Here is a 14,254-nt window from a genome sequence, read left to right as displayed (position 1 = left end):
ATATTTTAAGAATTAAAGAATAAAAATCTTTTTACAAAAAGAATTAATGTTATAATGCTTCATTTCTATAAGATTTGTGGAGTTCAAGAATGATAAAAATTACAGAAAATAGTTTAAGGGATGGGCATCAATCTTTACTGGCAACAAGAATGCGAACAGAGGATATGGTAGAAGCAGCAAGGATTTTTGAGGAAGTAGGGTTTCATAGTGTTGAAGTATGGGGTGGGGCAACCTATGATACCTGTTTAAGATACCTTAAAGAGGATCCTTTTGAACGTTTAGCAATTTTTAAAGATATTTTTAAAAAGACCCCTATCCAAATGTTGCTAAGAGGTCAAAATCTTATCGGTTATCGTCATTATGCTGATGATGTCGTTAAAGAATTTATCCAGCTCTCTGCACAAAATGGCGTAGATATTTTTAGAATCTTTGATGCGTTAAATGATATTAGGAATCTTGAAGTCTCCATAGAGGAAGTTAAAAAGCAAGGAAAACACGCACAAGGAGCGGTTTGCTATACAACTTCACCGGTGCATACTACCAAAAATTTTGTAGAGTTAGCCCAAGAGTTAGAAAAGCGGGGTTGTGATTCTATAGCTATTAAAGATATGGCGGGTTTAATAACGCCTAATGCTGCTTATGAGCTTGTTAAAGCATTAAAAGAAACCATAGGCATTCCTTTAGCCTTACATACGCATTCTACTGCAGGGTTTGCCTTTGGTTCGCATTTAATGGCTATTGAAGCAGGAGTGGATATTATTGATTTAGCTAATTCCGCTTTAGCTGAGGGGACTAGCCATCCTTGCACGCAATCTATGGTAGCAACACTTAAAAATACACAATGGGATAGCAAATTAGATTTAAGCCTTATGGAAAGGGCAGCAGAGATACTTAAACGCAATCGTAGAAAATATAAAAAGTTTGAATCTGAATACAACCAAATTGATACGCGTGTATTAGTTAATCAAATACCCGGTGGTATGATTTCTAATATGGCTAATCAATTAAGAGAACAAAATGCATTAGATAAGATGGATGAGGTTTTAGCAGAAATTCCTAAAGTAAGGAAAGATTTTGGGTATCCTCCCCTTGTTACTCCATCTAGCCAGATTGTTGGGACTCAAGCGGTTTTAAATATTCTTAGCCAAACAAGGTATAAAACACTTACTATAGAATCTAAAAATATGATTAAAGGTTGCTATGGGAAGACTCCTGCTCCTATTGCTAAAGAATTGCTTGATAAGATAAAAGCAGAGGGGGAAGAGATTATTGATATGCGTCCAGCGGATAAAATAGCCCCAGAAATGCAAAAGGCTAAAGAAGAATCTAAGGAATTTGCTAAAAGTCCAACAGATGTTATTTCTTATGCTATTTTTGGTGGGGTCGCAAAGACTTTTTTAGAGGAACGTAATGAAAATCGTTTATCTCCAGAATCCCTTAAAACCTTTGAGGATGGGTCTCACTCTCCAATGTCTAAGGAATTTACGATTAATTTACACGGCGAATCTTATAGGGTGAAAGTTGAAGGAAGCGGTGCAAAAGATGAAAAGGTTCGCCCATTTTTTATCCGTATTAATGGGGATTTAAAAGAAGTTTTAGTGGAATCTCAAAATGAGGATTCTACAAATGATAAAAGCAATAGTGATTCACTGCCTCAAGCCAGTTTGCGGGGTCATATTATCTCTCCAATGCCCGGAAACCTAACTAAGCTTTATGTAAAAGTAGGGGATAAGATTAAAGAGGGTGATGTTTTAGCTATTGTGGAAGCTATGAAAATGGAAAATCAAGTTTTAGCAACCATTGGTGGAGAGATTAAAGAAATTTATGCCAAAGAGGGGCAACAAATTAGTGCCAATCTTGCTATTATGTTTGTTGAATAATGCAAATTTTAAGTGTTAGTGCATTAAATTTACAAATTAAGAGTTTATTAGAAGCAACTTTTTTACAAGTGAGTGTTTGTGGAGAGGTGAGTAATTGCACTTATCATTCTAGCGGACATTTGTATTTTACTTTAAAAGATAAAGATTCTAATCTCAAATGTGTAATGTTTAGGGGAAATGTTTCTAAACTGAAATTTAAAATTACAGAGGGGAGCAGTGTTGTTCTCTTTGGTGCTATTTCGCTTTATACTCCAAGAGGGGAATACCAGCTAAATTGTATTAGTGCTATGCCAAGTGGTATTGGTGAGCTAACTTTAGCCTATGAGCAACTAAAAGAAGAATATGAAAAGAGAGGGTATTTTAAAAAACAACAACCATTCCCAAAATTCCCTAAAAAAGTAGCCTTGCTTACCTCTAAGAGCGGGGCAGTTTTACACGATATGTTGAGGGTCGCACAAAAGAGGTGGGAATTAACAGAGTTTTTTTTGCTTGATACTTTAGTGCAAGGTGAAGGTGCTAAAGAAGAGATTGCTAGGAATTTAAAATATGCGGATTCTTTAGGTGTAGATTGCGTGATTTTAGCAAGGGGTGGAGGGAGTTTAGAGGATTTGTGGGCTTTTAATGAACCTTTGGTGGTTGAAGCTATTTTTCACATGAAAACGCCTGTTATTTCTGCTATAGGGCACGAACCGGATGTTGTATTGAGCGACTTTGTAGCGGATTTACGCGCTCCTACGCCATCAGCAGCGATAGAATTACTCTTGCCTGATAAGAATGAATGTTTAATGGGATTAGATTTTTTACAAAAAAGCTTAGAGGATAAACTAAAACGCATTTTAGAGCATAAAACAAGAACTTTTGATACTTTAACAATGCTTTTAGAAAAGAATCCCTTTTTTAATAAATTAGAAAATCTTTATTACCAATTCCATTATTTATCTTTGTCTCTACAACAAAAGTTAGAATCAAGATTGAAAAAATACGAATATAGCTTAAAACCTTTTGGGGTACATTTAACACAAAAATTAGAAGAGGCATTTTATAAAAACCAAAATTATTTAGAGACTTTGCGTTCAAGCTTAGAATCTAAAAATCCAAAGAATTATCAAAGAAAAGGCTATGTTTTTGCCCATATCCAGCAAAAACCCATTAAAAATCTCCTAGATTTAAAATTTCATTCTAATATCACTTTAGAGGATAGTTATGCACAAGTTTTAGCACAGGTGATAGAAATTCATCCTTTAGAGGATAAAGATTCTTAGAAATTCTCTTCAAACCAACCCGCAATCTCGCTCCTAATAGTGTGCTTTAAAACAATTCCTGCTAGAAAATCGTCTTGTTTTGCCTTTTTTAATAAGCTTACTAATCCATTGCGGTATTTGCTAAGATAGGGATGATCAATTTGTGCCGGATCGCCTAAAAATACTATTCTAGAATCTTCAGCAATCCTTGTCCCGATAAGTTTAATAGTTGCATTAGAAGCATTTTGTGCTTCATCAAAAATAACAAATTTCTTTGCGATACTCACACCTCTGGCGTGTGCTATATCCATAACTTCAATATTATGCTTTTGGAGAAAGTATTCTGTGGCTTCTCTGCTCTCAAAGCTATTAGCATCGCCTTTGTATTCTATCCTTTTTGCTAAAGATTCCTTTTGCATTTTAGTAATCATAAAATTAATGGTGCTAAAGAGGGGATACATAAAATAACTAAGCTTTTGGTTCTCATCACCTTTTCTAAAACCTAATTCCGCTTCTTTATCATTAGCGGTAATGGTATTCCTCATATAAATAATGCCATTGACTACCCCTCTTTTAAATAAGCTAATTCCAGCTTGTAGTGCAATAAGTGTTTTTCCACTACCCGTTGCTCCACTACAGATAGTAATTTTATTTTTTGGGTGGGTTAGGATTGTGTAAAGGAATTTCTGCTCTAAATTAATGGGTTGGATATAAAGTTTGTCCTCTTTTAAGATTTCATCAAAATTTAAGTTTTCAAAACTTCCCTCTAGCTTAATCCCATAATATTTTTTCCCTGTTAGATAAAGAGAGCTTTCTGTGTTGTCCTCCTCATCAACTTCTAATAAACTCCAATTTTTCAAGGATAGAAAATCTTGATTGTTCTGAATAGAGTAGGCAATATTTTTCTTATGTGCTCTAAGCGGGTGGAAGAAGTTAATAGAATGTGGATCGTCGATTTTATCACGGATTAAAGACTGGGAGATGAGATTATTAGAGATGGCATAAACTTTAAGTGAAATATCATTGGTGAGTAATATAAAACCATAATCTTTAGCAATCTCTAAGATTCTTGCATCATTTAAGCCATAGTCTAAATGTTGAATTTCATATCTTGGGCGATGAATAATTTGTAGGGGAATCTTTGTATTATTATAGGCAAAGTTAATGCTATGGATACTATCCTCTAAAAGAGGCTTAAAAGATGAGATACGGGACTCATCACTTAAGATATTGCGGAAAAACTCTCTTGCGAAAAATCCTGTTTGTGTGCTTAAATCTTTCTTTTTATCAAGCTCACTTAGGGTAACATCGCAGATAAAAATCGTATTCTCTCCACCCTGATAGAGAAAAAAGAGATTTTCTATATCATCTAAAATAATAGAAGTATCAATTAAATAAGCCTTATTCACTTATTGGCAACCCTCACATTCAATACTTCTATCCATTGTGGAATTTTCTGCTTCTATACTTTGGGAACGGAGATAGTAGGTAGATTTTAATCCTAATTTCCACGCAAGTGTGTAGATTTCATTGAGGTATTTTCCACTAGCCTTTTCTAAAGACATAAAGATATTGGTGCTTTGCCCTTGATCAATCCATTTTTGACGCACTGCTGCTGCTTTGATAATAGCGGTTTGATCAATATTATAAGCACTTATGTAGTAATTCCAATTTTCTAAGTTTAAATTAGGTGCTACAACAGGGATAAGTCCGCTTAAATTTTCTTCAAACCATTTACGTTTGTAAATAGGTTCAATTGTTTGCGTTGTGCCAACTAAGATAGAAATAGAGCTTGTGGGGGCAATTGCCATTAAGTAACCATTGCGGATTCCTTTAGTCTTTACTTCATTGCGTAAAAAATCCCAATCATAGATAAACCCAAAGAGACCTCCTCTATCTACTAAAGACTTAGTTTCAGTGTTTGCTCTATCTATAGGGAATATTCCTTGCGACCAAGAAGAACCATGGAATTCATTATAAATACCTTTGATTTGTGCTAACTCACAACTTGCTTTAATGGCATTGTAGCTAACCATTTCCATAATTTCATCAATTTTTTCTAAATGCTTCTTGCTTCCCCATTCTATTTTGGATTCTGCTAACATTTGTGCCTCACCCATTATACCAAGTCCAATAGCACGATTATTAAGGTTGGTAGCTTTAACTTTGCGATTAGGGTAGAAGTTTAAGTCAATAACATTATCAAGCATTCTAATAGCAATAGGAACAACCCTCTCTATATCTTCTTTGGTATGTATTTTAGAAAGATTAATAGATGCTAAATTACAAACAGCGGTTTTTCCATCTACAGATTCTCTTTGGGCGATAAAAACTTTTTTGCCCTTAATGCTATCAAGAGAAGTAATTTTATTAGAGAGCTTTTTAGTCCCATTATCCAATAAGACTTCTTGAAATTCAGGATAATCTTCAATACTGCCATCTTCAAATTCTACACGAATAAAGCATTTATTAGGTTCAGTATTTTGGAATATTTCTGTGCAGAGGTTAGAGCTTCTAATGATTCCACAATGTCCATTAGGGTTTGCCCTATTAGCATTGTCTTTAAAGCACAAAAAAGGAGATCCTACTTCAAAATAGCTAGTCAAGATTCTTTTCCATAATTCTTTAGCTTTAATGGTTTCTCTTGGGATACTCTCATTAGCTTCGTATTGTTGGTAACGTGTCTCAAATTCTTCCCCATAAAGATCGGTTAAATCAGAACAAATAAACGCATCAAAAAGACTCCATAAGCCATCTTCGGCAATTCTTTTCATAAACAAATCTGGAATCCATAATGCAGGGAATAAGTCGTGTGTTCTTCGCCTCTCTTCCCCACTATTTTTCTTAATATCTACAAAGTCAAAAATATCACTATGCCAAGGTTCCAAATAAACAGAGATAGCCCCCTTTCTCGTGCCAAGTTGATCAACAGCAATAGCAATATCGTTAGTGATTTTTAAAAAAGGTATCACTCCACCCGCTGCATTTTTATGCCCATCAATAAAACTCCCCAAGCCTCTAATCTTAGAAAAATCCCAGCCAATACCTCCCCCATATTTGCTTAAAAGAGCCATTTCTTTATAAGAATCAAAAATACCTTCAATATTATCAGGTGTGCTACCAATATAACAAGAGCTTAGTTGATGACGCGGTGTTCTAGCATTAGAGAGCGTGGGGGTTGCTGCCATAACTTCAAATTTAGAGAGTAAATCATAAAACTGCTCTGCCCAATAATTAGGGTCTTCTTCATTTTGTGCTAAGAACATCGCAATTCCCATAAACATATGTTGGGGTAATTCTATAGGATTACCTTGCTTGTCTTTTAGTAAGTATCTATCATAGAGGGTTTTAATCCCTAAATAAGTAAATTGTAAATCCCTTGTTTTATCAATCTTTAAATCTAATCGCTCTAAATTAAATTTCTCTTTCATTCCTTTAATAATGCGGTTTTCTTTTTCCCCTAATTCTAAGTATTCTTTGAGGCTTTTATAGCCATTAAACCGATTGACGCGGTGGTATAAATCATAAAGGAATAATCTAGCCGCTACAAAAGTCCAATTAGGGCAATCAATATCGATTTTATCAACGGCGGTTTTAATAAGTGTTTGCTGAATTTCTTGGGTTGTTATTTTATCGCGAAATTGTAATTTAGCATCAACTTCTAATTCACTTTGTGAAACTCCCTCTAATCCCATTACAGAATCTTTGGTGTATTTTTGTATTTTGGTAACATCAAGTGGCTCAACGCGTCCATTTCTTTTAATAACTGTTAGCATTTTTCCTTCCTTACTTATTTTTTCTTTTTCTTTGTGTTGGATCTAAGACTTTTTTACGAATCCGAATATTTTTAGGTGTTACTTCTAAAATCTCATCTTCTTCAATCCACTCTAAAGCTCTTTCTAAATTTAAATCACGGGGTGGGGTGAGTTTGATGGCATCATCACTACCGCTAGCACGCATATTAGTTAAATGTTTAGCTTTTATAGGATTAACATCTAAATCATTTTCTCTGCTATGCTCCCCAATAATCATACCTATATAAACCTTTGTTTGTGGAGGGATAAACAAAACTCCTCTTTCTTGAATATTTCCTAAAGAAAAGGGTGTGGCTTCACCATTTTCCATAGAGATTAAAGCCCCATTGTTTCTTGTCTCTACACTTCCACTAAAGGGGCGAAATTCTAAGAAGCTATTATTCATAACTCCCTCACCCTTGGTATCGGTTAAAAACTCACTCCTATAACCAATCAATCCCCTAGCGGGAATTTCAAATTCTAATCGTGTATATCCCTCTCCCATTGGATTCATAGCTTTTAATTCTGCCTTCCTCCTCCCTAGTTTTTCAATAACACTGCCCGAGTAATCTTGGGGTGTATCAATCACTAAAGATTCAAAGGGTTCACATTTCTTTCCCTCTATTTCTTTGGTAATAACTTCTGGACGCGAGATACTAAATTCATAATCCTCTCTCCTTAGATTCTCTGCTAGAATAGTGATTTGTAATTCCCCTCTACCACTAACTTTAAACTTCCCTTCGCCTAATTCTTCAATTTTCATTGCGATATTGGTTTGCATTTCTTTTTCTAATCGCTCTTTGAGTTTATTAGCGGTTACATGTTTGCCCTCTAATCCTGCAAAAGGGGAATCATTAACCGCAAAATTTACACTCATTGTAGGCTCCTCTAAATGCATAGGGTCAAGTGGGATAGGGTTATTAATATCTACAATAGAATCACCTACATTAATAGAGTGAAATCCTGCTAGAGCAATAATATCTCCAGCTTGTGCCTCTTGTATTTCTGTCCTAGCAAGTCCATAAAAGCCAATGAGTTTAGTAATCTTGCCCGTGGTTTTCTCTCCATTGCCTTTAGCTAACATTACATTTTCACCCTTTTTTACCTTGCCATTAAAGATTCTAGCAATACCGATTTTTCCTACATAATTATCATAATCTAAAGTAAAGATTTGGATTTGAAGTGGATTATTAGATTCACCGCTAGGCAAAGGGACATACTCTAAAATCGCATCAAAGAGCGGTTCTAGATTCTTTTTTTCATCTTCTAAGTTTTTTATCGCATAGCCATCTCTTGCTGCTGCATAAACTACAGGAAAGTCAAGTTGCTTTTCATTGGCGTCCATAGCGGCAAAGAGATCAAAGACTTCATCAATAACCCTATCGGGTTGTGCGGCGGGTTTATCGATTTTATTAATTACAACAATCGGGCAAAGCCCTAGCGCTAAGGCTTTTTTCACAACAAACTTTGTTTGTGGCATAACCCCCTCTTGAGCATCAACAAGCAATAAGACGCCATCAACCATTTTTAAAACTCTCTCAACCTCACCCCCAAAATCGGCGTGTCCGGGAGTATCAATGATATTGATTTTTGTGTTTTTATAATGGATCGCAGTATTTTTTGAAAGAATAGTAATACCTCTTTCTTTTTCAATATCATTACTATCCATTACACGTTCATCAATTTGCTCGTGGCTTGCAAAAGTGCCTGATTGTCTAAGGAGACCATCAACCAAAGTCGTTTTTCCGTGATCGACATGAGCAATAACTGCAATATTTCTAATCTCTTGCATAACTTTCCTTGAAAATAAAAATTGTGCGGATTTTATCGAAAATAGTCTTAGAAAAAATCTAAAAAATTAGGAATACTATTTGCTTATATTGCTGGTAAAATTTATAAATTTTAGAGGTGATTCTATGCTTTCTTTTCTTGAAATAGATAAGAGTAATGTAACCGATGTATCCAAAGATAAAAATAAAATTCCAACCCAAGAGGATTTGCAAGAAGAAGTAGCCTTTTCAAAAATTTTTGATGATTTAATAGAAGATAAAGAAGCACTCAAAGAGTTCAATAAACAAGAAAAAAAAGAGATGAATTTATTATCTAAAGAGCAAAAAAATCTTGATAATCAGGAGAGCAAAGAAGAACTGATAATAGAGGTGAAGCAAGAAAGTCTTATCTTGAAAAAAGAAAATAAAAAGAATACTAAAGAAATTAAAGAAATTAAAGAAATTAAAGAAATTAAAGAAATTAAAGAAATAGAAAAAAGGTTTGTAAAAAAAGCCAACACTTTAGAGATTGTCAAATCTATTCCCCAAAATGCCAAAGAATTATTGCAAATGGCAAAAGAAACAAAATCTCCTAAGACTTTAAAAGATATTCTTCAAAAAGCCAATAATTTAAACCTTGTTGTTAAAAAAATACATTTTCAAGAGGATACACAAAAGCCCAATAAAACTATATTGCAAGAAATTCCCCAAAAGTCTCAAAGTAAGGTTACAGGATTAAAAGATAAAAAAGCATCTATTCCTAATGAAGTATTAAGCAATATTTTACAAGATAAAAAAATCTTAGAAAATGGCAAAAAGATAGAAAAAAATCTCTCCTTAAAAAAAGAAAAAGACAAGATCATCCAAGAAGTAAAAGAGGATTTTCAAGTAATAAAAGAAAACCCCAAAGGCTTAAAAAATACACATCAAGAAAAAACTATTTCTACTTTAACGCAAAAGGGGGAGAAAAAAGATTTCAAAGATTTTCAAATACCTTCTGGTCCAAAGGAGGTTATAAACGCGATTTTTTTACAAGATAAAAAAATCTTAGAAAATGGCAAAAAGATAGAAAAAAATCTCTCCTTAAAAAAAGAAAAAGATAAGATCATCCAAGAAGTAAAAGAGGATTTTCAAGTAATAAAAGAAAACCCCAAAGGCTTAAAAAATACACATCAAGAAAAAACTATTTCTACTTTAACGCAAAAGGGAGAGAAAAAAGATCTCAAAGATTCTCAAATACCTTCTAGTCCAAAGGAGGTTATAAATGTAATTCCTAAAGATTCTAATATTATTTTAGAACAATCCTCTAAAACAGCTATTAAGCAAACAAAAGAAAATCTTAGTAAGCAAGAGAAGCCAAAAATTTCTTTTAAAGAGGAGAAAAACCCTTATTCCTCTGTTAAGAAAGAAAACAAAATTATGGATAAATCTTATGAAAAACAGCATTTTGCCTTACAAGAAGAGAGGCAAAATATACAAAATATTACTAAAGAGGAAATACAGGTTAAAGAGCATTCACAACAAAGTTTTTTAGATAATCTTTTAAAAATGCAAAATTCAGCTAAAAGCTCTTTTGTATCAGAAACTAAAGAGGCAAGCCCCATACAAAAGGAGATAAAAGAAAAAAACTATCAAGAAGTTTATCAAGGTGCCATACAAAGCCAAAATATTGAACGTTTTAGTATCCAAAATACTTTTATACACTTTAGCGACAAGCTAAAAGAGGCTTTACAAAACTATCGCCCACCTGTTACTAAAATTTCCTTAGAATTAAATCCTCAAAATTTAGGGAGTGTTGAACTTACCATTACAAAAAGAGGGGATAATATTCATATTCAAATTGGTTCTAATCAGCAAGCTTTACAGCTTTTTATGCAAAATGCACAAGATTTTAAAAACCAATTAAGTAATTTAGGATTTAATGAAGTGCAAATGGACTTTAAAGATACTGCAGGAAATAGCTTAGGAGGCGGGTTTAGTGATTCAAATAGAGGAAATTCTCAACAAAATTTTCACCAAAATTCTCAAAATCATCAAAAAAGGAATGAAAATAGCTTGTATGTTTATCAACAAGTCGAGGATTCTTATAGAGAAATTTCTCATATGGATTTACGCTTTTCCTATGATGCTTAAGGAGTAAAAATGAATACAAATGTAACAACTACAAATAATACTACTGCAACTAACACAGCAAATACAGCTACAACAAATACCAATAATACCAATAATGCAAATAATAATGCCACGACTAATAATACTAACAATGCGACTTTTCCTGGGGATTCTCCAATCCCTAAGAATGATAAACCTACCGGAGGAAACTCTTTAAACAATGAAGCTTTTATGAAGCTTTTTTTAGAGCAGCTTAAAAATCAAGACCCAACAGCTCCTATGGAAACACAAGAGATTTTAACGCAAACTGCACAATTAACACAGGTAGAAGCACAAGAAAAGATGAAAACTGCTATGGAAAAAATGACAACTGCTATGGAGAGTATGCAAAAGACTAATGAAAAAACTATTGAAGCCCAAGAGAAACTTATCCAAACACAAGATAATATGCTTAAAACTATGCAGACTTTAGCAGGTAATATCACTGATGGAAATATTTTAAATAGTTATAGTGCAGTAGATGTGATTGGTAAAATTGCAGAAACAGGATATTCTGCCCTTACGCTATCTAATAATGATAAGGTGAAATTTTCGCTTTATTTTGATAAACCTATTGACGCCTCTAAAGGAGATCCAAAAGTTACTATTACAACTAAAGCTAAAGATAAAGATGGTAAGGATACTACACAAATTGTAAAAGAAATTAGCCTTAAAGAATATAATGGAAAAAGTGGCTATATTGAATTTGAATGGGATACAAGAGATGATGGTGGTAGTTTTGTAAGAGCTGGAGAGTATAAAATTAGTGCCGAATATAACCTTGATTCTAATACTAACAAATATTTAACTACAGAGATGGGAAGGGGAGAGGTTCAAAGTATTGTTTATGATAAAGGGGTGCCTTATATTAAATTAGGCGATCATTTTATTATGCCAATTACTGCAGCACAATCTTTCTATCCTAAGAAATAAAAAGGATTGACTATGGTAGGAGCTCTTTATAATGGAATAAGTGGTATTAAAACGCATCAATTTGGGATTGATGTTACTTCTAATAATATTGCTAATGTTAATACAACAGGTTTTAGAGCAAATTCCCCAGAATTTAGCAGTATTTTTGCAACTAATCTTGATTATGTTAATGCAAACTCTCCTATTAATAATGATTATAACTATGGTGTAAAAGTTGGGTCTAACGCCATTAATGTTAATGATGGAAGTTATGTAAAAGCAGATGGGGCTTTTAATGTAGCCTATTCGGGAAAAGGTTGGTTTGTCGTTGGGACTAATAAGAATGGCTCTTTTGATATTAAAAGTCCTCTAAGTGCTATGGGGCAAAATTATTTCACAAGAGATGGTTCTTTTAGTCTTGATGGTGAAGGATATTTGGTAAATTCTTTAGGTTATTATATGTATGGCATTAACCTTAAAAAAATCGCAGAGGATGGAACATTTACGGCCACTAATGATATAGAAAAAGATTATGCTAGTCTTGGTGGTTCGACTTTAGAGCCAATACAGATCCCTAGGGAATTATATTATCAACCAACTTTAACGAGTGAAGTAGGTTTAGCCATTAATCTAAATCGCACCCAAAATGGTAAGCCTATTAGTATCTTGCAAGATGAAAAGGGAAATTTTGATAAGGAAAAATTCCTTAATCAAGATATTAATACCTTGATGGATTCCAAAGGAACCCCTTTAGATGCTAAAAATCACAAAGATATTACTTTTAGCATTACCCAAAATGGAAAAACTACGAGTTATACTTTCACCTATGGTAAAGAGGGTGATAATAGTTTTACTACGATAAAAGAATTGACAGAATTAATCAAAAAAAATACCGGTTTAGATCTTGGATTAAAATTAGATGCTAATGGACTCCCAACAGATCATTCTTTGTATCTTGGTAATAATACATTGCAAAATATTACTTTAGGGATTAGTGGTAAATTAGCCGATAAATTAGAATTAAAGGCAGTCAATCAAAAATTAGATTCTATTTTTGAAACGCGTATTAAAGAATTTGATACTGCGATTAATTATACCGATGGTGATTATGTTAAGTATAAAGGATTAATTTTTCAAAAAAATGGTAATACCCCAACTGCAGGAAATCCTCTTGATGATGTTAATGCTTGGAAGTTGGTAGATTCAAGTAGGGTAGCAGCTTATAGTAACAATAAAACCTATCAAGATGGAGACTTAGTTGCTTTTGAGGGGAAAATTTATCAAAAAGAACCCAATAATGCACAAGTTGGTAATCCTGCTGATGATACCCAATCTTGGAAAGAAATCGCTGATTCTATAATAGGTGAAGTGGCTACTTATCAAGGGGGAACTACTTATGAGGAAGGTAATATTATTTCTTTAAATGGGTTACTTTATCAAAAGGTTAATGGAGCAGGGGATACAAATCCACTAGAGGATACTATAGGATGGAAGATTCTTGCTGTAAATTCTCTTAGTAGCACACAGCTGCAAGTCCCAACTTATGAGAGTAATACAGAAATTTATGATGAATCAGGACAAAAATTTATCTTAAAAAATCAATATATCCTTATAGAGCAAAGAGACCAAAGTGTTACTCCACCAGTTAATGAGCGTTGGGAGGTAAGGAGTGCGATTTATGATGTTACAGGTAAAACACTTATTAGCGAAACTCCTATAATCAATGAGATAAGTTTTAATCCCGATGGTAGTGCGGAAGCACCAGTATTTCAAGTCCCTTTTGGCAATGGAAATATTAGTGTGGATTTAACCAAAAGTCAAGATGGCAAGACCTCAAGTAACTTTGCTTATGCGGATTCTAGTGTTAAATCTACTACGCAAGATGGTGCCCCTGAAGGGATATTAAAAGAGATTGTCATTAATGATCAAGGGATTATATTAGCCAATTTTACTAACAACAAGATTGAGGCTTTAGGGAGATTTGGTATTGCAGCTTTTGTTAATGATCAAGGATTAAGTAAAGTAGGGGGGAATCTTTTAGAGATGAATATTCGTATTAGAAATGGAGAAGCCTCTATAGTGAGCGGACCTCCTCTTTTAGCGTGGGAAGATAAGGGGTATGCAGCTTTAAAATATGGAAGAGTCTTAGATCATATGTTAGAGACAAGTAATGTGGATACCGGGACGGCATTAACGGACTTGATTATTTATCAAAGGGGTTACCAAATGAGTGCAAAATCTATTACTACCGCAGACCAGCTTATGCAAGAAGCTATAGGGTTAAAAAGGAATTAATAGCCTTTGAAACTAGAATCTCTCTTTAGGGATTCCTTAATTTTACCCGCACCTTTAATAGGTAAATTCTAGTAATCAAGGGAGAGTGTTAAATCAATCACCAAATACCCTTAAAAATAGGATAAGTTTTAATTCTTTTTCTAAAGAAGCTTTGATGGGGTTTTTGGAGATATTAACATAAATGACATTATTCTATCAAAAATTGCTACGCC

General features: G+C 33.7%; 8 protein-coding genes. 5 read left to right on the top strand and 3 right to left on the bottom strand.

Annotated elements, in window-relative coordinates; all coding sequences use genetic code 11:
• The first annotated feature begins 89 nt into the window (after positions 1–89).
• Both oadA and xseA read left to right on the top strand, forming a co-directional pair.
• The gene (oadA, locus tag CDV25_RS02905; protein ID WP_108910696.1) at positions 90–1,880 is read left to right on the top strand and encodes a sodium-extruding oxaloacetate decarboxylase subunit alpha; all 1,791 of its coding nucleotides are present in this window, start codon (positions 90–92) and stop codon (positions 1,878–1,880) included.
• A complete protein-coding gene (xseA, locus tag CDV25_RS02900) occupies positions 1,880–3,142 on the top strand; it encodes an exodeoxyribonuclease VII large subunit (RefSeq protein WP_108910695.1) in 1,263 nt (420 codons plus the stop codon). The genes oadA and xseA overlap by 1 nt, the downstream gene beginning before the upstream one ends.
• On the opposite strand, the gene CDV25_RS02895 is transcribed toward xseA, so the two are convergent.
• Genes CDV25_RS02895 through typA form a run of 3 tightly spaced genes read right to left on the bottom strand, consistent with a single transcriptional unit; the run spans position 3,139 to position 8,707 of the window.
• Entirely contained in the window at positions 3,139–4,530 is a 1,392-nt protein-coding gene (locus CDV25_RS02895) for a PhoH family protein (protein WP_108910694.1), read from the bottom strand. The genes xseA and CDV25_RS02895 overlap by 4 nt on opposite strands.
• Positions 4,531–6,897, bottom strand: coding sequence for a ribonucleoside-diphosphate reductase subunit alpha (locus tag CDV25_RS02890; protein ID WP_108910693.1), 2,367 nt, complete (start codon positions 6,895–6,897; stop codon positions 4,531–4,533). It lies immediately after the preceding gene.
• Between the two features lie 10 nt (positions 6,898–6,907).
• Positions 6,908–8,707: a translational GTPase TypA gene (gene typA, locus CDV25_RS02885; protein WP_034554856.1), complete on the bottom strand. Its 1,800-nt coding sequence runs from the start codon at positions 8,705–8,707 to the stop codon at positions 6,908–6,910.
• Positions 8,708–8,831: 124 nt separating this feature from the next.
• Between typA and fliK the strand changes: the two genes are divergently transcribed.
• From fliK to CDV25_RS02870, 3 genes are read left to right on the top strand one after another with little or no spacing between them, the layout of a single operon-like run.
• Positions 8,832–10,817 (top strand): flagellar hook-length control protein FliK, encoded by a 1,986-nt coding sequence (gene fliK, locus CDV25_RS02880; protein WP_108910692.1) that lies wholly within the window; start codon positions 8,832–8,834, stop codon positions 10,815–10,817.
• A gap of 9 nt (positions 10,818–10,826) precedes the next feature.
• Positions 10,827–11,768: a flagellar hook assembly protein FlgD gene (gene flgD, locus CDV25_RS02875; protein ID WP_108910691.1), complete on the top strand. Its 942-nt coding sequence runs from the start codon at positions 10,827–10,829 to the stop codon at positions 11,766–11,768.
• Positions 11,769–11,780: 12 nt separating this feature from the next.
• A complete protein-coding gene (locus CDV25_RS02870) occupies positions 11,781–14,042 on the top strand; it encodes a flagellar hook-basal body complex protein (RefSeq protein WP_108910690.1) in 2,262 nt (753 codons plus the stop codon).
• Positions 14,043–14,254 lie beyond the last annotated feature (212 nt).

It is taken from the genome of Helicobacter apodemus, from assembly GCF_003097575.1.
GTDB classification, from domain to species: domain Bacteria; phylum Campylobacterota; class Campylobacteria; order Campylobacterales; family Helicobacteraceae; genus Helicobacter_D; species Helicobacter_D apodemus.
This window is presented reverse-complemented; position numbering and strand designations above follow the sequence as displayed.